Raw genomic sequence first — 21068 nt, forward strand, 5'->3', positions numbered from 1 at the left:
CCCGATGGCCAAACGAATCGCCCTTGCCGCGGACGGCTCGGAGAACGCCCTTCGAGCCGCCCGGGAAGCGGTCAAGCTCGCCAACCTGTCCCCCGGCGCCACGATCGAAGTGATCTACGTCGCCGACCACACGAAAGCGAAAAGCGAGATCCTCCACGCAGGCGACCGCGAAACGCTCGAATACAACCGGCGGCAGCGGATCCGTCCCGTCGAGGACCTGCTTCGGGGAGAGAATATCCCCCATGAAGTGAGGTTCCTCCACGGCGACCCCGCCCCGGCGATCATCGACTACGTGAACAGCCAGCCGTTCGACCTCATCATCCTCGGCAGCCGCGGCCTCAACGCCCTGCAGGAAATGGTCCTCGGCAGCGTCAGCCACAAAGTCGTCAAGCGCGCCGACGCGCCCGTCTTAATCGTGAAATAAGAAAGCAGAGGATGGCACCGGGACAACCGGGCCATCCTTTCTTGTTGCGGAAGTGAATAAAGGGAAAGCGCCCCAAAAGGCGAAACCTACTAGTGAAACGGAGGTGAAGGCAATGGAATTCCGGAAAGCGATGCACGAAGATCTGAAAGAGATCGTCAGGCTCCTGGCCGACGACGAACTCGGCGCCACGCGGGAGAAGTACGAAGACCCGCTGCCGGACGCGTACGAACAGGCATTTTCCGACATCCAGGCACAAACCGGCAATCAAATCCTCGTGGCGGCGGAAGACGGATCGGTCATCGGCTGCCTGCAGCTGACCTTCATCCCGGGCCTTTCCCGGCTCGGCATGAAACGCGCCCAGATCGAAGGCGTCCGGATCGACAAGCGATGCCGGGGCCGCAAGATCGGCGAATCCCTCATCCGGGAAGCCATCCGGCTGTCGCAGGCCGAAAACTGCGGACTCATCCAGCTCACGACGGACAAAACCCGGGAGGACGCCATGCGCTTCTACGAAAAGCTCGGATTCACCGCCACCCATGAAGGCATGAAACTGATCCTGGAATAGGCTCGGATTGAATCCTTGAACCGGGGATTCATCATCACCCGCTGCCGCATAAAATTTGTCCGGCAATCCGGCTGGCAAGAACTTCAACCGTATGTTTTCCGCCTCCTTGCACACGATAATAGCAATCCCAATAAAGGAGGCGAAATCACATGCCAAACAACAACAACTCGAACAAACTTCTCGTCCCGGGCGTCCGCCAGGCACTCGATCAGATGAAGGAAGAGATCGCAAGCGAATTCGGCGTCCAAATGGGTTCTGAAACGACAGCGCGTGCCAACGGATCCGTCGGCGGAGAAATCACCAAGCGCCTGGTCAGACAAGCCCAGCAGCAGATGAAGGGCACCCAGGAATAAAAGAGCTTTGAAATAGGATGGCTGAAGAAGGTGCAGCCATACGGAAAACCGCCGGCGGGGAATTAACTCTCTCCCGGTGGTTTTATTATTTTTATTCTTGGCGTCACGAAATAAGGCCCTCCGGATCGGTGTCCGAATGGCCTTTTAGAATGAGTCTTTGCTTTATAACTGCCATGCTTTAACTAACATTGAAATCAATCTATCTTGTCTCTTCTTTAACACGGCCGGGGTCCAATCTTTCTCTTGAATTACCTGATTAGTAAGAGCAAAGGTGTTAACACCATTTTTAACTTGAAAATATGTCGACTTTTTCTTTTCAAAATCATAGTTCTTAGCCTGTGAATTTTTTACTCGAGTTAACAAAACTAAATTCCCTAATTTATGGACAAACTCTTCAGGTTCATGAAAATGTAAAAGCCAATCGCTGTCATCCTTCGGTCGTTGGGGTAAAACATGTTCAACAGTGATAACTGAGTGATCATAATACGGTTGTCCCTTTGTTAATAATGAATCAAGTTTAAGCAACACATATCTTCTTACCGAGTCTTTCAATTCTACGTATACATCGCCCTTTAGCTTTAATAGAACTTCGGCTTTATCCTCATTAGTCACCTCAAGTGCTGATTGGGCAGAAAATATATCCACCCCCTTGTCCATTTCTTTTAGTATCTGAGAATATCTCGATTGTCTCCAATTAAAGTTTTTCCTAAGCACCATGCTTATTCCAGCGAAAGTCTCTAATCTATAGAGGAATTCCTCTAAATCCTTCTCGCCAACTTTATTTATATAATACATGGCAACTGAATACCAATCTGTATTATCAATTTTATTCAATAAGCTTAGTATTTTTAATACGTTAGGCTGATTGTTATAAAATGCATTGTAGTTATTTAGCTTTAAGAAAGTCTCACTGTAAGGCAACAAAACTTTATCAATGAACTCTTTACCACTGATTCTTGAAAATATTTCTTCGTACTCCTTTTTTGAGTTGCTACTTCCTTTTCTCTTTTGAATTATAAGTCGTATATGTTCAAATAGGCGGCTGAACTTTTCTCTGCCAAGAGAAACCTCTACCTCTTCCCATTTACTCGTATAGTATTCTTGCTCACTATTATCTATATCACCGATAACACGAGCTTTGAAAATGTCACTTGGCAATAAATCAAGTCCTCTATCATTTAGCACAGTAAATATTCGAAACGCAGAGTTGAAATTAGGGGTCGAAACAACTACAACGTAACATAATGTGGCTATAACACCCGGCAAGATATTTAATGTTTTTTCGTCTAAATCGTTAAATCTATTTAGGTAGTATAAAACGTTTTCTTTAATCGCCTTTTGGCTGTCTGTTTTGACAGACAAATTCTCGTCCACTTTAAAAATTGCTCCTGCTGTTTGAACATATTGTTCAAAAAACGCGTTATCTCTGTTTCTTAGTCTTAATCTAAATGTGTCTTGAATCCCTCTAATCTTACTTCCTTTTTGGACTATCAAGCTGTTAATTTCTTTTGCATAATCACTTCCAATGTAATCACGTAAAACTGCTAATAGGATGGTTAAGGTGGTTAATCGTTGTTGACCATCCAATACTTCGGACTGTGGGCCGTCTTGCTTAACTAGAACAATACTACCCAAAAAGTAAGGTTCCTCAATGTTGTTCATATTTATCTCTGAAATATTATATTCCTCGATAAAATTCAACAAATCATCTAGCAACTCACCAGCTTCATCCGACGTCCAAGAATATGGCCTTTGAACACTTGGTACGGTGAAAAGGTAGTCGTCTGAGAAAACCTTGTGAAGAGGCGTTTCTTGTGCGGATAGTGTCGTTTTCATATTTACCACCTTCAAGTTGAGTAGTATCTTGCCTTACTTTCATTTCGATCATGAATATCCATTTAATCGCTCTTTGGTAGGCTAATCCTATTTTTCTTTTCAAAGTGAAATTGCAACCGGTAGTTAACAATGCTTCTTGTCCACTTATGCAAAAAGTTCGCTTTTTCTCCATCCTTCTTTAATTTAACAAAGAAAACCTTATTAGCAAATCTAACGATTTTCAATGTGTCGCTCCTGCTCCATTTCGTCATCGGCATCTTCGCGATCAGATCAGCTGTCCGCTTTTCATCATATTCGATTAGCCGTTGACCGGTCTTGTCGCTCAGGTCTGCCCGAATGCGGTACTCTTTCTCCGTTAGGTACCGGTGGAAGAACGGAGCGACTTCTTCGGGCGTGACGGGGTCTGTCCAGTGCTTAGAACCCCTTGAGAGCATGTAAAGCAGGACGACCATTTTGTAACTCTTGTTCATCCCGGTCTTTTCGACTTCGATGAACCAGTCTTTGTAAGTTTCCCAGACTTCCAACTCTTCGTCATCCAGTTCCCCTGCGTAGGCCAGCATGCCGAAATAGCTGCCGAATTCCTGTTTGACCGCTTTTGAATCGGCGTCTGCCTGCAGATGGTATTCCAGATAGTCCGGACGTCTTCCGAGCTCTCGTTTCAATTCAAAATAAGCGGCGACGAGGGCATCTCTTCTCGGCGCCCGCTTTTTAGCCATCTCTTTCAGCAGGTTGATGACTTTCAGATCCAGGTTGAACTCGCACACCGCCGGGACCGTGGGCTCGGTGAACCTCCCCCGCTTTTCCCCGTAAGTGCCCGGCTCGTCAAAGACGGCGAGTTTCACGTCCGCATTCCGGTAGTTCCCGATGAAGTCGATGATGACGCAGTGGCTTTTCCCGTCCGCCAGGCGAAGTCCGCGGCCGATCTGCTGGGTGTAGACGGTGAGGGATTCGGTCGGACGGATGAAGAGCAGCGTGTCGACCTTCGGAATGTCGACGCCTTCATTGAACAGGTCGACCGTGAAGATCGCTTCCAGTTCCCCTCGTTCAAGACGTGCCGTTGCGCTGCGCCGCTCTTCATTCCCAGTCTGGCCATGCAGGGCCATCGACCGGATGCCCTGCCGCCGGAAGAAGTCATCCATGAACGCGGCCTGCCGGACGGATGAGCAGAAGACGATCGTCCGGCTCTGCCGGTGTTCCATGTAGGCATCGAAGATCTTTCGGGCAAACTCCTCCCGCAGCTGGGCGGCGAGGAGCTCTTCCTCGTCGTAACGCGTCCCCCGCCATGGAATCTGAGAGTAGTCGGTGTCGTCGTAGACGCCGTAATACCGGAACGGCGCCAGCCATCCGCGTTCGATCGCTTCGAGGAAATGGATCGAGATGGCGACATTCCCGCCGCAAATCGCGTAGACGTCTTTATTGTCCATCCGGTCGGGCGTTGCCGTGATGCCGAGCAGGAACTTCGGCTTGAAGTAGTCCAAAACCCGTTCATATGTAGGGGCTGCCGCATGATGGAACTCATCGATGACGATCAGGTCGAATGCATCGGGAGCGAATTGTTCGACATTGTGCCGGCTCCCGAGTGTGTACACCGATGCAAAGACGAAGTCCGCATCGGTCGACTTTTCTGTTGCATTGAAGAGCCCCGCCGATCGTTTCGGGTGGACGCGGCGAAATGAATTCCCGGCCTGCCTGAGGATCTCTTCCCGGTGGGCCACGAACAGGACCCGCTTGAAGTTCCGGGCGAAGAAGGCGGCCAGATAAGTCTTCCCGAGACCGGTCGCCAGCACGGCCATCGCGCGGTCATATTCCTCTTCCATCGTCGCTTCGAGTGCTTGGAGTGCCATCTCCTGTGCAGGACGGGGATTTAGCGGTTCTGCGGTGTAATCAGCGACGGGTTCCGCGATTTCCTGCGGTTCCCCGGGCCCCAGCATCAGTTCGGTCTCTTCGGCCTCGGACCAGGCGGCGCTGATCGGCTTTGCCCGGTTCGCTTCCTTATGCAGCGCAGCATACTCTGCGAGCGTTTCCGGATTCACCGGAATTGTGGATTCGTGATAAAAGAGCCTTTCAAACTGTTCGTTCGCTTCTTCAAAAACCTGTCCGTCCGCAGCCGACGGAGCGACAAGATTCCACTCGACACCGGAAGTTAGCGCAGACTTTGACAGGTTCGACGAGCCGACGATCAGATGATGATCGCCTTGTCCCCGAAAGAGATAGGCCTTCGGGTGGAAACTCGCTCCCCCGCTCCGCCAGAGACGTATTTCCGCCTCCGGCAATTCTTTTAGAAGCAGGCCGAGTGCCTCAGGCTGCGTCACGAAAAGATAGTCTCCCGTCAGCAGCTTCACCGTAGACCCGCGTCCGGCCGCCTCTTTCAGAAAGGGCAATACTTGGCGGACGCCGGAAGCCATCGTGAAGGCGGTCATCCAGCTGATTTCAGTCGCTTCCTTTGACAGCTTCTCCAGATGGCCGATCAGTTCGGACGTGACGAGCTGCAGCTTAGTCATCCACAACTTCGATGAGGTAGATCCGCTCGTCGAATGCTCCCCGCTCTTCCGCTTTCTTTTCCCGGATCATGTCGAGCTGGTGGGGCGTGGCGCCGTGTGCGTTGGCGGTGGCGTAGATGAGTTCGAGCATGTCCGCCAGTTCCTCAACGGCCGCGACGGCGTTGTCTGCGGCGAGGTATTCCTCGAGTTCCTCCCCGAGCTTTTTCCTCAGTTCCTTCATATACTCTTCGTCGTTTAGCGTTCGCACGGACGGTTGTTTGCCGTCCTTTTCGATGATTTCCGGAATCCGGTCTCGGACGAGCTTGTGGTAGACTGGCATTTTGAACACCCTTTCAATTCCAATTCTTTAGGATAAGGATAGCACGACTTCCGAGAAAACTCGATTTAGCAAACCGGGACTTTGAAGCCTTTCGGCGACCGGGCAGAAAATTGTCGGAAATTAAAAACATCTCTCCTTCCTGCCTGTGTTGAAATTTCGTTATGCTGTAGCTATCAGCATTTCAGTCAGGGGGTGTCGGGATGTGGAAAAAGTACGGCTTGCTGCTCGGCGGGATTGGCGTGTCCAACTTCGGGAACTGGGTGTATCTCGTGGCGCTGAATCTGCTGGTGCTCGATATGACCGGGTCGGCGGCTGCGGTGGCGGGGATCTATATCATCGGTCCGGCGGCACGGGTGATCACGAATCTGTTCGCCGGGTCGGTGATCGACCGGTCGGACAAGAAGCGGCTGATGATCGCCTCGGATGTGCTGAGGGGGCTGCTCATCCTCCTCATGCCGTTTGCGGGGTCGATCTGGCTCATCTACGCGCTGGTGTTCTGCACGAATGCAGTCGGGGCGTTCTTTGGACCGAGTTCGACGTTCGTCATCACGAAACTTGTGCCGGACGGGGACCGGAAGCGGTTCAATTCATTCATGGGTATGATGAATTCGGGGGCGTTCGTGCTCGGTCCCGCACTTGCGGGCGTGCTCATCCTGGCATTCGGCACGACGTGGAGCATCTTTTTGAACGCAGTTACTTTCTTCATCTGCGCGGTCTGCATCTCGTTGTTGCCGGCTGTTGCGGTTGAGCGGGATACAGAGGAAACCCGGTTCGGCTGGCGGATGATCCGGGGGGACTTCTCCGCCGTCCGCCGGTTCACGAAGGCGGAGCCGTTCTTCTTCCGCATCTACCTGCTGTTTCAGGTCACGCTCATGGTGGCGTTCGCGCTGGACTCTCAGGAAGTGACGTTCCTGAAGCAGGATCTCGGACTCGACGACCGCCAGTACGGGCTCATCGTCAGCATCACGGGCGCCGGCTCGCTCGTCGGCGCGTCGCTTGCGGCGGCCCTGTCGAAGAAGGTCTCGCTGCAGATGTATATCGCGGTCGGCATGGCGATGACGATGGCGGGATACGCGGCGTTCTACAGTTCATCCGGATTCTGGACCGCCACCGGTTCATTCATCGTGCTCGGCGTCTTCATGGCGTTCTCAAACGCCGGCTACGAGACATTCTACCAGCGGAATGTCCCGACCTCGCTCATGGGCAGGTTCGGCAGCCTGGCGGCGATTTTCCAGAGCGCCCTGCAGATTCTGTTCACGCTCGTCCTCGGCCTGGCAGCCGAGTGGTTCAGCGTCCAGGGAGCGGCGATCGGCTTCGCGGCACTCGCTCTTCTCCTGTCGGGCGTCCTTGCAATTTCTGTGCTGGACAGGCGGAAGGCAGGATACTTTGGGGCGGAGACGGCCTGAAGCCGGGGGACCTGCCAGTGTATCCAATGCGCCTGCTCATTCGTCTCATAGACAGGAGGGATTCAATGAGGAATCGAATGGACTTTTGGGGACTGTTCCTGTTGGGGGCGGCCCTGTTCATTGGCGGCTGTACGACGGCCGACGAGGGGCCGGTTGACATGGAGATGACGGTTGAAGGAATTATTCTTGAGGTGAATGCAGCGGAAGGCCGCATCCTCGTAGCCGAAGACATCTCGCGGGAGAAGTACGAGGAGATCAAGGGGGCAGATTGGCCGAATTTGGCTGATGAGGGAATTTCGCTGTATTTCTTCGGTTATTCCGCGGCGGATCAATTGAAGGCAGGCGACCGCGTGAAGGTTTGGATCGACGGGGGCGTCGATGAGTCGTGGCCGGCGCAGGCCGGGGCGGAGAAGATAGAAGTGCTGGGATGAACCGAAGTGCATCGGCGGTCCAAAGAGAGGTGTTCAGTGTCCGTGGATTGGGATGACAAGAACAGCTTAGAACATGAAAAGTCTATCCTCTCCGTAAAGATCGGTTGCTTTTTTGGAGTCATCATGATGGGACTCCTGGCTGTTTTAGTAATAGGCTGGCATGCTTTGTTCCCTCAAGAGACCCTGTTAAAGGCAAGCGAATCCCCCAACAAGATCAACATGGTTGAAATCGTCAGGAAAAATGACTTCCCCGATCCGACCATCAGAATTAACTATGACCAGAAAAGTATCATGAAAACAAAAATCCCGGACAGCATCTCCGTGGAATGGAGAAATGATTATGAAGCGACTGTCATCCTTGAAATGCAAGGCCGGGAACCTAGCATTGTTGATATAACGTTCGAAGAGTGAGCGGGTGTACCGGTCCGCGAAGCTCTTAATCTTCCGGCGTCAATCAATTTAATTTAACCGGGCAACCGAGCGGCTCGGTTGCCCGGTTGATCGTCTGTTTCGGCCACGATCATTTCCTCAGAATTTTCTCCATCGCCTTCCCCTTGGCCAGCTCGTCGATCAGCTTGTCGAGGTAGCGGATTTCGCGCATCGTCGGTTCTTCGATCTCTTCTACCCGGATGCCGCAGATGACGCCTTTGATCAGGCTGCGCGCCGGGTTGGGCGCGGGGGCTTCGGCAAAAAAGGTTTCGAAGTCGGTTCCGTTCTCGAGCTGTGTCTCCAGTTCTTCCTGGGTGTATCCGGTCAGCCAGCGGAAGATTTCGTCGACCTCTGACTTCGTGCGGCCTTTCCTCTCCGCTTTCGCGATATAGCTCGGGTAGACTTTTGCGACGCTCATCAAGTAGATCTTATGTTTGGCCATGGCGGTTCCTCCTTCGTTTTTCCGGGTTTTCGTCCACTTGGGCGAGATGTGCGGTATCATGATTTTACAGCAGAAATGCGCTAAAGAACAATTGGAGGCGGATGGATTGAACACTGAAGACAATCTGGAGAAATATGCAGATCCGGCCGGGTACGATGAGCGGTACGGCAGATATACGGCGGATGTGGAACTGATCCTGGAATCCCTTTCGGCTGGGCCTGCAACCGTCATCGACCTCGCCTGCGGAACGGGCAGGGCCTCCCTCCCGCTGGCGCGTGCCGGCCATGACGTCATCGGCGTTGATCTTCATGAAGGGATGCTTGGCCTTGCGCGGGAAAAGGCGGCTGCCGAAGGACTGGATATCCTATTCGCCCGGCAGGACTGCCGCTTTCTCGACCTTCCCGCTGCCGCCCCGCTCATCGTCATGACGGGGAACTCGTTCCAGCATTTCCTGACCAACGAAGATCAGGACCGCCTTCTTGAAAGTGTGCGTCGCCATCTTTCCTCAGGCGGCCGTTTCATCTTCGATACGCGGAATCCGGTGGCCCGTGAATTGGCGGGGATTGACCGGTACGAGGAGGAACACCGGGCTGATGGCCGGACGGTCCGCGAGTTGCATGTGGAAACCTATGAGCCGGCCGGCCAAATCCTCCGGTGCGAGACCGAAATACTCGAGGATGATGCTTCCCGCCACGATGCCATCTCCCTTAGGTACACCTATCCGCTCGAACTCGAACGGCTCCTCCGGCAGCACGGATTCATGCTTGAACACCGGTTCGGCGATTGGCGGCGCGGCCGGTTTGACGGGGAAAGCCCGCAGATGGTCTGCATATGCAGAATGGATTCTTAGGCGGGTTTCGTCGCCGGCTTCTCTCCGGGACCGTCATGCTATAATTCAGGAGAGGGTCTGCCGCAGCAAGCGGCAGGCGCCGACAATAATTCTGTTGAGTTTCGGAAGGAAGATGGCATGGGCGTTTTGCATGCGTTTCAACTCAGTCTGTCATTGCCGAAAAAGGAAGCGGTCTTTCAGCTGAACCGGGTGAAGACAAAGGATTTCCTTTTATATATCGTGTTTTTGCTTTTGCCGGTGTCTCTGCCAAACGGGGTCGGGCTCGTCAGGAATTCTGTCTCCGGCGGGAAATTCGCCAAGGAGTTTCTGATCATCCTTTTCGCCTACCCGTCATCCGTGATCCTGCTCGGGATGGCCACGGTCTCCCTGCTCGCGGCAACGGGGCTCGCCATCCGGAAACTGGCCCGGCGGAAACTGGTTTACCAGCTGTTATGGAAGATGAGCGTGTACGCGCTGACCTATCCAGTTCTGCTCATTTCCGTCTTTAACCTGTTCGGGATCACACACTGGCTCCTCAATCTTTTGGCGCTCGTCATTTTCCTCGTAATCTTCACGGGAATGATCTTGGCGTACCCGAAAGTCCGGCAACCTGCAGCGAAGAGATGAACGAAGTAAAGTGAAGAAAGGAGTCACTATGGTACCCATTTCCTTGGAAGACTATGTGAAGAAGCATTGCAAACGGAATCCGGATGAAAATCCTGCGCAGTTCAAAAAAGCACTCAAACAGGCTGTCAAAGCTAAAAAGGACGGGGCGACTTGTGCTAATTGCGGGCAGGAGATCTGGGCACTCGGAAGCGCGGTCGCTTTTCAAGGCTGTTTCTCGTGCATTACCGGCGAGGCCGACTCCTCCGTCGACTACGAAATCGATGAAGTTTGCTGGTCATAATCCTCTGGATCACCCGTTCGCTTGGTACCTGTTCTACTACGGAACCGTTTAATTTCAGATAGAGGTATATTCCCCCTCCCCCTGTCCCACACTTGGCTCACAACCAATCGGGCAGGGGGAGATTTGTATGATGAACGTTGAGCTTCCGGTGATCAGAAAGGCGGCGGTGTATTCCAGGGCGACTTATTGGGGCAGGCGGCCGCTCCATGCATCACAGGAGGAGAATGAGCGGACGCTTGTCGGGCTCATCGGGCGTCACTGTGAGTATGAAATTTTCCGCGAGGGCAGCAGTTTCAAGGAGAACGCGTCCGCGATGGCGATCCTGCGTGCGGTCGATGAGGGAGAGTTCGATGCGATCGTCGTGCCCCATGTGTACTCGCTCGGGCTGGCTCTGAAGTTCGACTGGGAGACGGTGTTCGGACTCGTTGTGCTGCGCGGCATTCCAATCATCACGCCGAAACTCGTGTACTCGACCGAGAGACTTTCAGACCTGAACGAGCTGAAGTTCCAAATGGACGCGATGCGGCTGGAGCATGAAATGAAGTTCGGTTCGGTATGGGACCGTGTGCAGCCGACTTACACGCTCGAAGCGAACCCGGTGCACCGCGGCAGCCTGTACGACAGCCGCACGGCACGCCGCTCGAGGAAGGAAGCGGGCCGGCTAGGGAAGGTCCGGTCGCTGCTTGCCCGGCAGGAGACGAAGGCGGATCCGCTCATTTGAAGTAAATAAAGAAAAGACGCTCCGACTTGATGCCGGAGCGTCTTCATGTGCAGTCTCCTTTTAAAAGCGAATACATATACAGATCATCAAATTCCCCCTGAGTGTATTCATAATGGCGCAGCAGGCCTTCCCGCAGGAAGCCGTTCCTCTCGACCAATTTGATGGAGGGCAAATTGGCCGGCTCGATCAGAGCCTCGATCCGTTCAAGGTTAAGCCGGCTGAATCCATACTGCACGACTGCCCGCAATGCCTCAGCCGCTATCCCCTGACCCCAATAGTCATGGCTCAATTCATATCCGATCTCCGCACGAAAATGTTTCGGTTCGCGATTGAGGAATCCGCAGCTCCCGATCATTTTCCCCGAGTCCTTTAATGTGATAGCCCAGCGGATGCCCGTTCCTTCCGCGTTGATTGACCGATACCAGGCGATTTCATCCAGTGCATCAGCAGTATTCTCAAACGGAGCCAGTCCCATGTGCTTCACCACCCTGATATCAGACAAGTAATGAACCATGTCGGCTGCATCCTCGTTTGTCGCTTCCCGAAGGATCAGCCGTTCCGTAAATATCACCGGGAACTCACTGGTCAAGAGCTCCACCTCCCGATTCTTATTATACCCATCCCGATTCTCTTGACGAGGAGAGAAAAGGATTTATTCATGCTATATTGAAACCACACTAAGGTAAAAACAAGGGAGGCGGTTCATTCGTGACGGCATCAATTGACGATTTTATGAAACTGGACATCCGGATCGGCACGGTCATCAGTGCCAATCCATTTCCCGAGGCGAGGACGCCGGCGATCAAGCTGGAGATCGATTTCGGGGAAGAACTGGGCATCCGGAAATCTTCCGCACAGATCACGAAGAGGTATTCGCCCGAGGATCTTCCGGGACGGCAGGTGGTCGCGGTCGTGAACTTCCCCGCGATGCGCATCGCCGGCTTCAAGTCCGAAGTGCTCGTGCTCGGCGGGGTTCCGGATGAGGGCGACGTCGTTTTGCTGAAGCCCGACCAGGCGGTGCCGAACGGGACAAAGATCTCTTAACGAAAGCAGCCGCTCCGCGTGATTCCGGAACGGCTGCTTTTCTTATTCATCTTGTTGATATTCCAATATATCGCCCGGCTGGCAGTCGAGCGCCTTGCAGATTGCCTCGAGCGTCGAGAAACGCACGGCCTTGGCCTTGCCGGTTTTCAGGACGGACAGGTTCGCCATCGTGACGCCGACTTTTTCGGAGAGCTCGGTGAGGCTCATTTTCCGCTTGGCTAGCATGACATCCAGGTTGATGATGATCGGCATGTTTCCTCTCCTCCTCAGACGGTCAGGTCGTTCTCGGTCTTGATGTCGATGGCGTTTTGCAGCAGCTTCTGCAGGACGGCGGCAAAAATGGCCACGGTGAACGCGGCGAACACCATTCCCCCGCCGACCAGGATGAGTCCCGGGGCATCGTCGATTTCCGCGAGGACGTACACCGGCAACAGGCCCGCCGTATAAAACAGCCCGATCGCCACGGCAAGACGCTTGATCTTCTTGAGCGTGTTCGCCGAATCCTCCGAGAAGGCGTGGTTCCGGTCGATGAAGCCGAGCAGCCGGAATGCCTGGTACAGCGCCGCGAAGAAGAGGATCGCCGTGCCGTACAGGACGACCAGGATGCCGGTGACCGCGTAGGCGATGTTCGTCCGGTAATCCGGAATATGTACCGCGAGCTGCGGCAGCGCAAAGATGCAGACGGCCAGCACCGGGATCCCGAGCAGGATTACCGCGGCCTTCAGAAAGAGCGTTTCCCGTTTCATGAGTGCACCTCGTTTTCATTGTGATGCTTGAAATTTAACATATTGTTTATCGATAATCAATAAATAATTATCGAGGAGCGAGAGACTTTCCGTTCCTGACAAGGCCCGCTTCTTTTCTCGAAAAACGAAAAAGCATCCGGGGCGGCGGATGCTTTCGGGATTGCGGTTCAGAGGAGTCTGAGAGTGTCGGGCAACTACGTTCTCGCCCGTCCTCTCCCTTATTAATCAATCGCGCTCAAGTATAAATCCAGCGAGTTTTCCATCTCTTCTTTCACCAATGTTATAAAGTCCCGGTAGTCTTCTGTTGTATGTGCTTTGTCCAGCGCTTCATAATAAGCCAATCGGTTTTCCGCCTTGATCACGACTGGAGGGAATCCGTCTTTCATGACTTCCAGGTTGAGCAGGAGTCTGGAGGTGCGCCCGTTCCCATCCACGAAGGGATGAATGCCCGTGAAAATCGCATGTAGCATGGCCCCCCGCTCGACAGGGTGAAGGAGGAAACCTTCTTTGTGATACCAGTCCATCATCCGCTCCATTTTCTCCTGGATCAAAAAGTGAGCCGGCGGGATGTGTTTTGCGCCCGAAATGAAGACTTGTTCTCCGCGGTATCTGCCGGCGTAATCGTCATCGATCCCCTTTAAGACCAATCGGTGCAAGTTTTTGACTTGCCATTCGGAAAGAGGCTCTTTCTTTTGGACAATTTCCTCGACGTACATGATCGCATCGCGGTGATTGATGACCTCCAAATGTTCCCTTAACGTTTTCCCGCCCACCGTGATTCCTTCTAGGACGATTTTCGTCTCGTTCAGCGTCAACGTGTTTCCTTCGATGGCATTGGAGTTGTAGGTCCATTCCAAAAAAAGTTTCTCCTGCAGGCTTTTCAATGTGTAGGGCGGCAACGGACGGGCAGCATCCAGACGGGCCATCTTTGCATCGATGGTTTCGAACAAACAGATCACCTCATTTCAGCTTAAGTCGCTTGATTTCTCCAGGGCCATCATCCTCTTCGCAAAGTTCTTGAAGTCATCTAAGTGTTTTTCCAAGGTGGTTTCCAAAACAACCAGGTCCGTATCCTTTGCCGGGCAAATGCCAAAAACGATTCATTCAGGATGCGCCGTCCACCCGGATCCCCCGCTCCCCGAGCAGTTCGATCACGCCGAGCGCGGCCCGTTCCTTCGCCTTCGCTTCGACCATGATGTCGGCGTTGCGGCCGGCGAGGACGTCGAGCAGCCAGTCGACGTCTTCGGGGGAGATGAAGTCGTGGTGCCGGCGGTCGCTCGGTGCGGTCTTGCCGGAGGAGATGTGGACTTTCGGCGTGCCGGTGTTTCTCCATGTTTCGTACACCCGGTTGATGAGTCCTTCGAGCGGGGCGTCCGCCGGGTTGCAGCGGTGATGGTGGATGTCGAAGCAGGCCGGTACGCCGGTCGCTTCGCTGACAAACAGGACGTCTTCCAGGTTGTAGGTCCGGTCGTCGTTTTCAAACCGCAGCCGTTTGAGGATCGGTTCGGGCAGTGCGCGCGTTTCATTCACGAGCCGGCCGAGCGCCGCTTCCGGGTCTCCATATTTGCCGCCGAGGTGGAGGATCATGTCCTGCGCTCCGGTGAGCTCGGACAGTGCCGCATGGTAGTCGAGATCGGCGATTGTCCGGTCGACGACGTCCGGATTCGGCGAGTTGAGCACCGAGTACTGTCCCGGATGCGTCGACAGCCGGAGGCCGTGTTCATCGCGGAGCATCTTGATCTCCGAGCAGGCTTGGATCACGTCCGGATCGTTCCGCCAGTCCCACGGATTGACCGGATGCGTCGCAAGGACGACCATCTCGCTCGTCATGCGGTAAAACTTGATCCCGTGTTCGATGTTCCATTCGATGATCCGCTTCGTGAGCTTCAGGTTCTCGAGCGTGAGCTCCTTGAGGATTTCGGGGCCCTTCTTCTCGACCGTTGCCACGCGGCACGTCCTGAAATGCTCTTTGATCGATGTGTTGATGCAGGCGTATCCGACTTTCAAGCTCCTCACCCCACTGGCTGTTTCCTTTATCATACTATATACCCCCGGCGCCCCCGCATCATCCATCCCCCCTGCTCTTCATTCCTTGCAGTCCAGACTCTTGACAATTAACGTTTACAAACGTAAACTAAAAGCACAAGAGATAAAACTGAGCAAAAGAGGTGTCGATATGTCCGTTAAAACCGATTTCAACGTCACTGATTCAGAATGGGAAGTCATGCGGGTCGTCTGGGCACACGGCCAGGCATCGAGCAAAGAGATCATCGACGTGCTCGGACAAAAGATGGACTGGAAGCCGGCCACGACCAAAACGTTTCTCGGCAGGCTTGTCAACAAAGGCATGCTGAGCACCGAAACGGAAGGCAGGCGCTATCTTTATTCCGCAATGGTCGGCGAAAGCGAGTTCGTCCGCCACGCGCTGGATGAGTTTTTCAGTCATGTATGCAACCGGGAAGTCGGCAGGACGATCGGGGATGTGCTGTCCAAGGCGACGCTGAGCCACCGGGATATTGATGTGCTCCAAGCCATTCTCGACGAGAAAAAAGAAACCGCAGTCGAAGAAGTGCCGTGCAACTGCATCCCCGGGCAGTGCCATTGCAGCCTGCACGGGAATGACGGATGCGGCTGCTGATCAAGACCGTATGAAGAAAGGATGAGTTCCATGAGCGAACCCTCAAAAGAAGCAAGCATCCAGATTTCCGGGATGACTTGCGCAGCATGCGCCACCCGCATTGAAAAAGGGCTGAGCAAGATGGACGGCGTCGAACAGGCGGCCGTCAACCTCGCCCTCGAGAAGTCATCCGTCAAGTATGATCCGTCCAAGATGTCCGAAGCCGAGTTGGAAAAGAAAATCGAATCCCTCGGCTACGGGGTCGTGAAGCAGAAGGCGGAATTCGACATCACCGGCATGACGTGCTCGGCATGTGCCACGCGCATCGAAAAAGGGCTGAACAAAATGGACGGCGTCTCGGCTGCGAACGTCAACCTGGCCCTTGAAAAAGCGACCATCTCGTATAACCCGTCAGAAGTCACCGTCCGCGACCTGATCGCGAAAGTGGAGAAGCTCGGCTACGAGGCCCACCCGAAGCAGGATGAGACGGAGCCCGTCGATTACCGGGAACAGCATATCAAATCGCAGCAGCGCAAATTCATCGCTTCCCTGATCCTGTCCCTGCCGCTGCTTTGGACGATGTTCGCCCACTTCTCCTTCACGTCGTTCATGTACGTGCCGGATCTCCTGATGAATCCGTGGTTCCAGATGGCGCTCGCCACGCCGGTGCAGTTCATTATTGGCCGGCAGTTTTACGTCGGCGCCTACAAGGCGCTCCGCAACGGCAGCGCGAACATGGATGTCCTCGTCGTCATGGGGACGTCGGCCGCCTATTTCTACAGTCTCTACCAGGCGATTGTGACGGCGGGAACCAGTCATGTTCCCCATCTGTACTTTGAAACGAGTGCCGTGCTGATCACCCTGATCCTCCTCGGCAAACTGTTCGAAGCCAAAGCCAAGGGCCGTTCGTCCGATGCGATTAAAAAACTGATGGGCCTTCAGGCGAAGACGGCAACCGTCCTGAGAGACGGCACGGAAAGAGAAGTTCCGCTCGATGAAGTCATCGTCGGCGACACGATCCTCGTGAAGCCGGGCGAAAAGATTCCGGTCGACGGTGAAATGCTCGAAGGGCACACCGCAGTGGACGAATCCATGCTGTCGGGTGAAAGTCTCCCGGTCGACAAACAGGCCGGCGATGCCCTGTTCGGATCCACGATCAACAAAAACGGCTTCATCAAGATGACCGCAACCAAGGTCGGGCGCGACACCGCGCTCGCCCAGATCATCAAAGTCGTGGAAGATGCACAAGGCTCGAAGGCCCCGATCCAGCGTCTGGCCGACAAAATCTCGGGAATCTTCGTCCCGATTGTCGTCGGCATCGCCATCCTGGCGTTCATCGCGTGGTACTTCTGGGTGCAGCCGGGCGACTTCACGCCGGCACTTGAAGTCTTGATCACGGTCCTCGTCATCGCCTGCCCTTGCGCACTCGGCCTGGCCACCCCGACTTCCATCATGGCGGGGTCCGGCCGGTCCGCCGAATTCGGGATCCTGTTCAAAGGCGGCGAACATCTCGAACAGACCCAGGCCGTCGACACGGTCGTCGTCGACAAGACCGGTACCGTCACGCACGGCAAGCCCGTACTGACGGATGTCCGGGTTGCAGACGGACAGGATGAAGAGAAATTCCTCTCGCTGATCGGCGCGGCCGAGAAGCAGTCCGAACACCCGCTGGCGGAAGCCATCGTGAACGGCATCCAGGAAAAAGGAATCGAACTCGGCAACGTCCAGTTCTTTGAAGCGATCCCCGGTCACGGCGTCACGGCCACCATTTCCGGACAGGGCGTCGTCATCGGCACGCGGAAGCTGATGCAGGAATATAACATCGACGTGCAATCCGTCCTTCCGGTCATGGAAGAACTCGAACGGCAAGGCAAGACCGCGATGATCGCCGGCATCAACGGCGAGTACGCCGGAATGGTCGCTGTCGCCGACACGATCAAGGAAACGTCCGTCGAAGCAGTAAAACGTCTGAAAGACATGGGCATCACCGTCATCATGATGACCGGTGACAACGAGCGGACTGCGCAGACGATCGGCAACGAAGTAGGCGTCGATGCCGTCATCGCGGAAGTTCTTCCCGAAGGCAAAGCGAAGGAAGTCGAAAAGCTCCAGCAGCAGGGCAAGAAAGTCGCCATGGTCGGCGACGGCATCAACGACGCCCCTGCCCTGGCCACGGCAAATGTCGGCATGGCGATCGGAACCGGCACGGACGTCGCCATGGAAGCCGCGGACATTACGCTCATCCGCGGCGATCTGAACAGCATCGCCGACGCCATCCTCATGAGCCGGAAAACGATGCGGAACATCAAGCAGAACCTGTTCTGGGCGTTCGCCTACAACAGCCTCGGCATCCCGGTCGCCGCAGCCGGCCTCCTCGCCCCTTGGGTGGCGGGCGCCGCGATGGCTTTCAGTTCTGTGTCCGTCGTGCTGAATGCGCTGCGTCTGCAGCGGGTAAAGCTGTCCAAGTAAAATGCAAAAGCCGCAGGAGCTCACGCCTCCTGCGGCTTTTTTCTATTCCATATTGATGAAAGGCTTGTGATAATCCAGCATGCCCTTCACCCGGGTCACGTTCGTTCGCTCCCCCTCCTGCAGGAAACGGCCGAAGTTGAAGATGACGGGCATTTGATTGCCGCCGATTGCAAACAGGGCCTTCCGCTCGGCGGGCAGGTAGGCGGATGTGTGGATCGTCCCGGCCGACGCACCGTACTTCTCGGCGAAGATTCCTTCCTTGCGGCCGTTCAACAGCCGGTAGGCCGCGGACGCATCCAGTCCGTCTCCCCGGTCAGTCAATTCATCCCGCCTTCTCACCGAGTCTTCCGTCCTGTAGCGGTTTTCTTCGGCAAGGATCTCAAAATGGTTCGTACTGACAGACGCTCTTCTTTCGGTCACTTTCCTCGGGGAGGCTTCCACGATGAACGTGTCGCCGGCCGGGTCCGTCAGCATATAGTTGAACGAAGTCCGGTGAGGGATTTCCTTCAGCAGCGCGATCGCTTCCCGGACATCCGCACAGGTCTCCAGGACCATCCGTCCGATCATGTTGCAGATGAACCCATCCCCCGAACGGACCCGGTTCACAAAGTTGTATCCCATCGCCAGGCCCTTTTCGTTCATCCCATCGGTGCGGCCCGTAATCTGCATGGTCGGCCCCAAGGTCGCATAGCCTCCGTCGGTCGGCTGGTAGATGACGTAGCGCCCTTCATAAAATGCCGGATCGCTGTCATAGTTGCGGATCATGAAGTCCGGCCCCGTCAGAATCGAACAGCCGCTTTTGGCGGTTTCCACATAGTAGCCGCCGAATTCCACCAACGCCTCCTCCATCGTCCAGCCGAGCGAATCGGCCAGTCCCTGCAACTCGTCGAGCATATGCGGGATGAACCTGGAGAACAGATCGACCGCTTCGGATTGATTGATATTGAAATGGCGTTTTCTCGTGGCCGCCCATTGCGCTGCCCGCCTGGATAAGATGGGGGACTCTTTCAGCCGTTCCCCCTGCATATAGCCGAAGTCGTAGTGGCTCCCTTTGAATTGGATGACGTCGCTGTAATAAGCGTTCATGCGCTCAGACTCCTCGTATGGTCAGTCTTCGGCCCGGATACCGGGTCTTTCATCACGTTACCACCCGGCCAGCCTGGACTCCAGTAAATGGATTGTATATAGCTCCTGCCGGCCCTGTTTTGGCGCCGTCCGGGCGGTCGTGTTACAATGGAACCGACTGAATTTTCTGTGGAGGGGATCATCATGCGTTTGACTGTTTACCTGGCCGGCGAGATCCATTCGTCCTGGCGCGATGAAATTCGCGAGAAAGTTGCTGCACTGAAGCTGCCGATCGACTTTGTCGGTCCCCAGGAGGACCATGACCGTTCAGACAACATCGGCGAGGAAATCATCGGCGAACAGCCGGGTCCGGCCTACAAGGACTGGGCCGCGTCGAGCTTCAACAATCTGCGCACCGAGGTGCTCATGCAGAAGGCCGACCTCGTCATCGCCCTGTTCGGCGAGAAATACAAGCAGTGGAACACCGCGATGGACGCCTCGGCAGCCGTTGCGCTCGGCAAGCCGCTCATCCTGATCCACCCGGAAGCGCACACCCACGCGCTGAAAGAGCTGTCGCGCAAGGCGAGCGCCACCGTCGAGACGTGCGACCAGGCGATCAAGGCACTGAAGTATATCTTTGATTGAAAGGCGGGATTCGGTGAATGAGGAACGGAAGGCGTCCCGCTTCTCTCTATTGATATATAGCGGAGTCGGAGCGGCGATCGGGGCGATCATCGGGATCATCGCCTACAACCAAAATTGGCTCGGCTGAACGTGGAAGTGCGGCAGGCGGTCCCGGAAGACGCGGACGGACTCGCGGAAGCCGTGGAGAGCGCGGAAGCCTCGGGGATGATGCTGTTTGCACCTGGCGAGCGCGGGATGACTGCGGACGGAGCGGCGGTGATGATCAACCGGCTGCGGGAGGACCCGGCGTCCACTCTGTTGGTCGCTCATGGCGGCGGGCGAGTTGCCGGCTACCTCATCGCACGGGGAGATGACACATTGAGGACCCGCCACCGGGCGTATGTCGTGGTCGGCGTGCACGAAGACTGTCGCGGAAGGGGCATCGGCCGTGCACTGTTCGATGCGCTCGGCGAATGGGCCGCCGCCCGCGGACTCCGTCGGCTCGAACTCACCGTGCGGACCGACAACGAGGGCGGTGTCGCGCTCTATAAGCGGGCAGGCTTCGAGGTCGAAGGCATCAAGCGGGACTCCCTGCTCGTTGCCGGCCGGTATGTGGATGAGTATTACATGGCGAAGTTGATTTGATGACAGGAAGAAGCCGTCCGGCGTGCGCCGGACGGCTTTAATTCATTCGCAATGAAAAGCGGCGAGCTCGTGTTGGCTGTTGCCCTTCCCCCTGCCCTCATGTACACTATTGAAAAAAATAACAGCGGGCAGGTGAAGATGATGCTGTATAAAAAAGCGGGCAACAAAACGGAATTCTGGGAAGTATGGAAGAATGGCCGGACACTCATGATCCACCACGGGACCGTCGGGTCAGACGGCGTGACGGAAGAGGTGAAACCCGGATCGGTCCAGAGCTCCGGCAGACTGATGAATCAATTGACCGAAGAGCAAATGAGAAACGGATTTGAACTTGTCGACGAAGACGGACTGCATGAATTCGTCGTCCAGTTCAGTTACGAGGACGGCGACATGCAGGCCGCATTGGACAAGCGTCAGATTGCCGAAGACGAGTTGGATGAACGTTTGAACCGGACAGGGATCGGCTACTGCGACGGCGGCGATATCGGCAGCGGCACTGCGAATACTTTCTTCTATGTCATCGACGTGGACAAAGCACTACAAGTCGTCACCGACGAACTCGCCAAGCATGGACTTCTCGAAGAAGCGGCAATCGCCTGTGCCACGCCGGACGGAGATGACTATCTGTCCCTCCATCCGGCGGGTGCCGAATTCCGGCTGATGGATATTGAGGATGAGGAATGAGTGCCGGACAT

Annotated in this window: 25 protein-coding genes; 15 read left to right on the forward strand and 10 right to left on the reverse strand. The window is 54.9% G+C overall.

The genetic code is table 11. From position 1 onward, the window contains the following. Positions 1-4 precede the first annotated feature (4 nt). From BN1189_RS03685 to BN1189_RS03695, 3 genes are all read left to right on the forward strand, one after another. Entirely contained in the window at positions 5-424 is a 420-nt protein-coding gene (locus BN1189_RS03685) for a universal stress protein (protein WP_040225581.1), read from the forward strand. Between the two features lie 112 nt (positions 425-536). Further along, positions 537-989, forward strand: coding sequence for a GNAT family N-acetyltransferase (locus BN1189_RS03690; RefSeq protein WP_040225583.1), 453 nt, complete (start codon positions 537-539; stop codon positions 987-989). 149 nt (positions 990-1138) lie between these two features. Then, the gene (locus BN1189_RS03695; protein ID WP_040225586.1) at positions 1139-1342 is read left to right on the forward strand and encodes an alpha/beta-type small acid-soluble spore protein; all 204 of its coding nucleotides are present in this window, start codon (positions 1139-1141) and stop codon (positions 1340-1342) included. Positions 1343-1504: 162 nt separating this feature from the next. On the opposite strand, the gene BN1189_RS03700 is transcribed toward BN1189_RS03695, so the two are convergent. From BN1189_RS03700 to BN1189_RS03710, 3 genes are all read right to left on the reverse strand, one after another. Continuing rightward, positions 1505-3178, reverse strand: a complete 1674-nt coding sequence (locus BN1189_RS03700) for a DUF262 domain-containing protein (protein WP_040225589.1) — start codon at positions 3176-3178, stop codon at positions 1505-1507. A 62-nt stretch (positions 3179-3240) separates the two neighbouring features. Next, positions 3241-5679 (reverse strand): DEAD/DEAH box helicase family protein, encoded by a 2439-nt coding sequence (locus BN1189_RS03705; protein ID WP_040225591.1) that lies wholly within the window; start codon positions 5677-5679, stop codon positions 3241-3243. After that, positions 5672-5998 (reverse strand): nucleoside triphosphate pyrophosphohydrolase, encoded by a 327-nt coding sequence (locus BN1189_RS03710; protein ID WP_040225594.1) that lies wholly within the window; start codon positions 5996-5998, stop codon positions 5672-5674. The genes BN1189_RS03705 and BN1189_RS03710 overlap by 8 nt, the downstream gene beginning before the upstream one ends. Positions 5999-6198: 200 nt before the next feature. On the opposite strand from BN1189_RS03710, the gene BN1189_RS03715 reads away from it, so the two are divergent. The 3 genes from BN1189_RS03715 to BN1189_RS03725 all read left to right on the forward strand — a co-directional run bounded on the left by BN1189_RS03715 (position 6199) and on the right by BN1189_RS03725 (position 8246). After that, positions 6199-7404, forward strand: coding sequence for an MFS transporter (locus BN1189_RS03715; RefSeq protein WP_040225597.1), 1206 nt, complete (start codon positions 6199-6201; stop codon positions 7402-7404). A gap of 65 nt (positions 7405-7469) precedes the next feature. Beyond that, entirely contained in the window at positions 7470-7835 is a 366-nt protein-coding gene (locus BN1189_RS03720) for a DUF3221 domain-containing protein (protein WP_052455617.1), read from the forward strand. Between the two features lie 36 nt (positions 7836-7871). Beyond that, positions 7872-8246, forward strand: a complete 375-nt coding sequence (locus BN1189_RS03725) for a hypothetical protein (protein WP_257125365.1) — start codon at positions 7872-7874, stop codon at positions 8244-8246. Between the two features lie 109 nt (positions 8247-8355). Here BN1189_RS03725 and BN1189_RS03730 read toward each other — a convergent pair whose 3' ends face one another. Continuing rightward, on the reverse strand, positions 8356-8706 hold the full coding sequence (locus BN1189_RS03730; RefSeq protein ID WP_040225600.1) for a DUF2200 domain-containing protein: 351 nt from the start codon (positions 8704-8706) through the stop codon (positions 8356-8358). Positions 8707-8812: 106 nt separating this feature from the next. Here BN1189_RS03730 and BN1189_RS03735 point away from each other — a divergent pair, with 106 nt between their 5' ends. The 3 genes from BN1189_RS03735 (at position 8813) to BN1189_RS03750 (ending at position 11163) form a co-directional block, all read left to right on the forward strand. Then, positions 8813-9556 carry a class I SAM-dependent methyltransferase gene (locus tag BN1189_RS03735; protein ID WP_052455618.1) on the forward strand — a complete coding sequence of 248 codons (744 nt, stop codon included), beginning with the start codon at positions 8813-8815 and terminating at the stop codon, positions 9554-9556. Between the two features lie 117 nt (positions 9557-9673). After that, complete coding sequence (locus tag BN1189_RS03740) at positions 9674-10162, forward strand: DUF1189 family protein (RefSeq protein ID WP_040225602.1); 489 nt, start codon at positions 9674-9676, stop codon at positions 10160-10162. A 407-nt stretch (positions 10163-10569) separates the two neighbouring features. Further along, positions 10570-11163 (forward strand): hypothetical protein, encoded by a 594-nt coding sequence (locus BN1189_RS03750; protein ID WP_040225606.1) that lies wholly within the window; start codon positions 10570-10572, stop codon positions 11161-11163. Between the two features lie 43 nt (positions 11164-11206). Here BN1189_RS03750 and BN1189_RS03755 read toward each other — a convergent pair whose 3' ends face one another. Further along, a complete protein-coding gene (locus tag BN1189_RS03755) occupies positions 11207-11752 on the reverse strand; it encodes a GNAT family N-acetyltransferase (RefSeq protein WP_040225608.1) in 546 nt (181 codons plus the stop codon). 119 nt (positions 11753-11871) lie between these two features. Between BN1189_RS03755 and csaA the strand changes: the two genes are divergently transcribed. Continuing rightward, entirely contained in the window at positions 11872-12207 is a 336-nt protein-coding gene (gene csaA, locus BN1189_RS03760; RefSeq protein ID WP_257125366.1) for a chaperone CsaA, read from the forward strand. A 42-nt stretch (positions 12208-12249) separates the two neighbouring features. On the opposite strand, the gene BN1189_RS03765 is transcribed toward csaA, so the two are convergent. The 4 genes from BN1189_RS03765 to uvsE form a co-directional block, all read right to left on the reverse strand. Next, entirely contained in the window at positions 12250-12459 is a 210-nt protein-coding gene (locus BN1189_RS03765; RefSeq protein ID WP_040225610.1) for a helix-turn-helix domain-containing protein, read from the reverse strand. A gap of 14 nt (positions 12460-12473) precedes the next feature. Beyond that, positions 12474-12953 carry a DUF2975 domain-containing protein gene (locus BN1189_RS03770; protein WP_040225612.1) on the reverse strand — a complete coding sequence of 160 codons (480 nt, stop codon included), beginning with the start codon at positions 12951-12953 and terminating at the stop codon, positions 12474-12476. 221 nt (positions 12954-13174) lie between these two features. Continuing rightward, on the reverse strand, positions 13175-13903 hold the full coding sequence (locus BN1189_RS03775; protein ID WP_040225614.1) for a Fic family protein: 729 nt from the start codon (positions 13901-13903) through the stop codon (positions 13175-13177). Between the two features lie 154 nt (positions 13904-14057). Further along, positions 14058-14960 (reverse strand): UV DNA damage repair endonuclease UvsE, encoded by a 903-nt coding sequence (gene uvsE, locus BN1189_RS03780; RefSeq protein WP_040225617.1) that lies wholly within the window; start codon positions 14958-14960, stop codon positions 14058-14060. Positions 14961-15129: 169 nt separating this feature from the next. On the opposite strand from uvsE, the gene BN1189_RS03785 reads away from it, so the two are divergent. Together BN1189_RS03785 and BN1189_RS03790 are read left to right on the forward strand one after the other, a co-directional pair. Next, on the forward strand, positions 15130-15591 hold the full coding sequence (locus BN1189_RS03785; protein WP_040225620.1) for a CopY/TcrY family copper transport repressor: 462 nt from the start codon (positions 15130-15132) through the stop codon (positions 15589-15591). 30 nt (positions 15592-15621) lie between these two features. Further along, entirely contained in the window at positions 15622-18039 is a 2418-nt protein-coding gene (locus tag BN1189_RS03790; protein WP_040225623.1) for a heavy metal translocating P-type ATPase, read from the forward strand. Between the two features lie 42 nt (positions 18040-18081). On the opposite strand, the gene BN1189_RS03795 is transcribed toward BN1189_RS03790, so the two are convergent. Beyond that, positions 18082-19125 carry a C45 family autoproteolytic acyltransferase/hydolase gene (locus BN1189_RS03795; RefSeq protein WP_040225626.1) on the reverse strand — a complete coding sequence of 348 codons (1044 nt, stop codon included), beginning with the start codon at positions 19123-19125 and terminating at the stop codon, positions 18082-18084. Between the two features lie 183 nt (positions 19126-19308). Between BN1189_RS03795 and BN1189_RS03800 the strand changes: the two genes are divergently transcribed. From BN1189_RS03800 to BN1189_RS03810, 3 genes are all read left to right on the forward strand, one after another. Beyond that, positions 19309-19749 carry a YtoQ family protein gene (locus tag BN1189_RS03800; protein WP_040225690.1) on the forward strand — a complete coding sequence of 147 codons (441 nt, stop codon included), beginning with the start codon at positions 19309-19311 and terminating at the stop codon, positions 19747-19749. Positions 19750-19878: 129 nt separating this feature from the next. After that, positions 19879-20373, forward strand: coding sequence for a GNAT family N-acetyltransferase (locus BN1189_RS03805; RefSeq protein ID WP_040225628.1), 495 nt, complete (start codon positions 19879-19881; stop codon positions 20371-20373). 138 nt (positions 20374-20511) lie between these two features. Continuing rightward, positions 20512-21057: a hypothetical protein gene (locus BN1189_RS03810; RefSeq protein ID WP_069201946.1), complete on the forward strand. Its 546-nt coding sequence runs from the start codon at positions 20512-20514 to the stop codon at positions 21055-21057. Positions 21058-21068: the final 11 nt, after the last annotated feature.

It is taken from the genome of Bhargavaea cecembensis, assembly GCF_000826125.2.
In the GTDB taxonomy this organism is placed as follows: domain Bacteria; phylum Bacillota; class Bacilli; order Bacillales_A; family Planococcaceae; genus Bhargavaea; species Bhargavaea cecembensis_B.

Excerpts from the sequence above, each read along its gene's own strand:
- BN1189_RS03685 (WP_040225581.1), top strand. The coding sequence starts at position 5 with ATGGCCAAACGAATCGCCCTTGCCGCGGACGGCTCGGAGAACGCCCTT.
- BN1189_RS03690 (WP_040225583.1), top strand. The coding sequence starts at position 537 with ATGGAATTCCGGAAAGCGATGCACGAAGATCTGAAAGAGATCGTCAGG.
- BN1189_RS03695 (WP_040225586.1), top strand. The coding sequence starts at position 1,139 with ATGCCAAACAACAACAACTCGAACAAACTTCTCGTCCCGGGCGTCCGC.
- BN1189_RS03700 (WP_040225589.1), bottom strand. The coding sequence starts at position 3,178 with ATGAAAACGACACTATCCGCACAAGAAACGCCTCTTCACAAGGTTTTC.
- BN1189_RS03705 (WP_040225591.1), bottom strand. The coding sequence starts at position 5,679 with ATGACTAAGCTGCAGCTCGTCACGTCCGAACTGATCGGCCATCTGGAG.
- BN1189_RS03710 (WP_040225594.1), bottom strand. The coding sequence starts at position 5,998 with ATGCCAGTCTACCACAAGCTCGTCCGAGACCGGATTCCGGAAATCATC.
- BN1189_RS03715 (WP_040225597.1), top strand. The coding sequence starts at position 6,199 with ATGTGGAAAAAGTACGGCTTGCTGCTCGGCGGGATTGGCGTGTCCAAC.
- BN1189_RS03720 (WP_052455617.1), top strand. The coding sequence starts at position 7,470 with ATGAGGAATCGAATGGACTTTTGGGGACTGTTCCTGTTGGGGGCGGCC.
- BN1189_RS03730 (WP_040225600.1), bottom strand. The coding sequence starts at position 8,706 with ATGGCCAAACATAAGATCTACTTGATGAGCGTCGCAAAAGTCTACCCG.
- BN1189_RS03740 (WP_040225602.1), top strand. The coding sequence starts at position 9,674 with ATGGGCGTTTTGCATGCGTTTCAACTCAGTCTGTCATTGCCGAAAAAG.
- BN1189_RS03750 (WP_040225606.1), top strand. The coding sequence starts at position 10,570 with ATGATGAACGTTGAGCTTCCGGTGATCAGAAAGGCGGCGGTGTATTCC.
- BN1189_RS03765 (WP_040225610.1), bottom strand. The coding sequence starts at position 12,459 with ATGCCGATCATCATCAACCTGGATGTCATGCTAGCCAAGCGGAAAATG.
- BN1189_RS03770 (WP_040225612.1), bottom strand. The coding sequence starts at position 12,953 with ATGAAACGGGAAACGCTCTTTCTGAAGGCCGCGGTAATCCTGCTCGGG.
- BN1189_RS03785 (WP_040225620.1), top strand. The coding sequence starts at position 15,130 with ATGTCCGTTAAAACCGATTTCAACGTCACTGATTCAGAATGGGAAGTC.
- BN1189_RS03790 (WP_040225623.1), top strand. The coding sequence starts at position 15,622 with ATGAGCGAACCCTCAAAAGAAGCAAGCATCCAGATTTCCGGGATGACT.
- BN1189_RS03795 (WP_040225626.1), bottom strand. The coding sequence starts at position 19,125 with ATGAACGCTTATTACAGCGACGTCATCCAATTCAAAGGGAGCCACTAC.
- BN1189_RS03800 (WP_040225690.1), top strand. The coding sequence starts at position 19,309 with ATGCGTTTGACTGTTTACCTGGCCGGCGAGATCCATTCGTCCTGGCGC.
- BN1189_RS03810 (WP_069201946.1), top strand. The coding sequence starts at position 20,512 with ATGATGCTGTATAAAAAAGCGGGCAACAAAACGGAATTCTGGGAAGTA.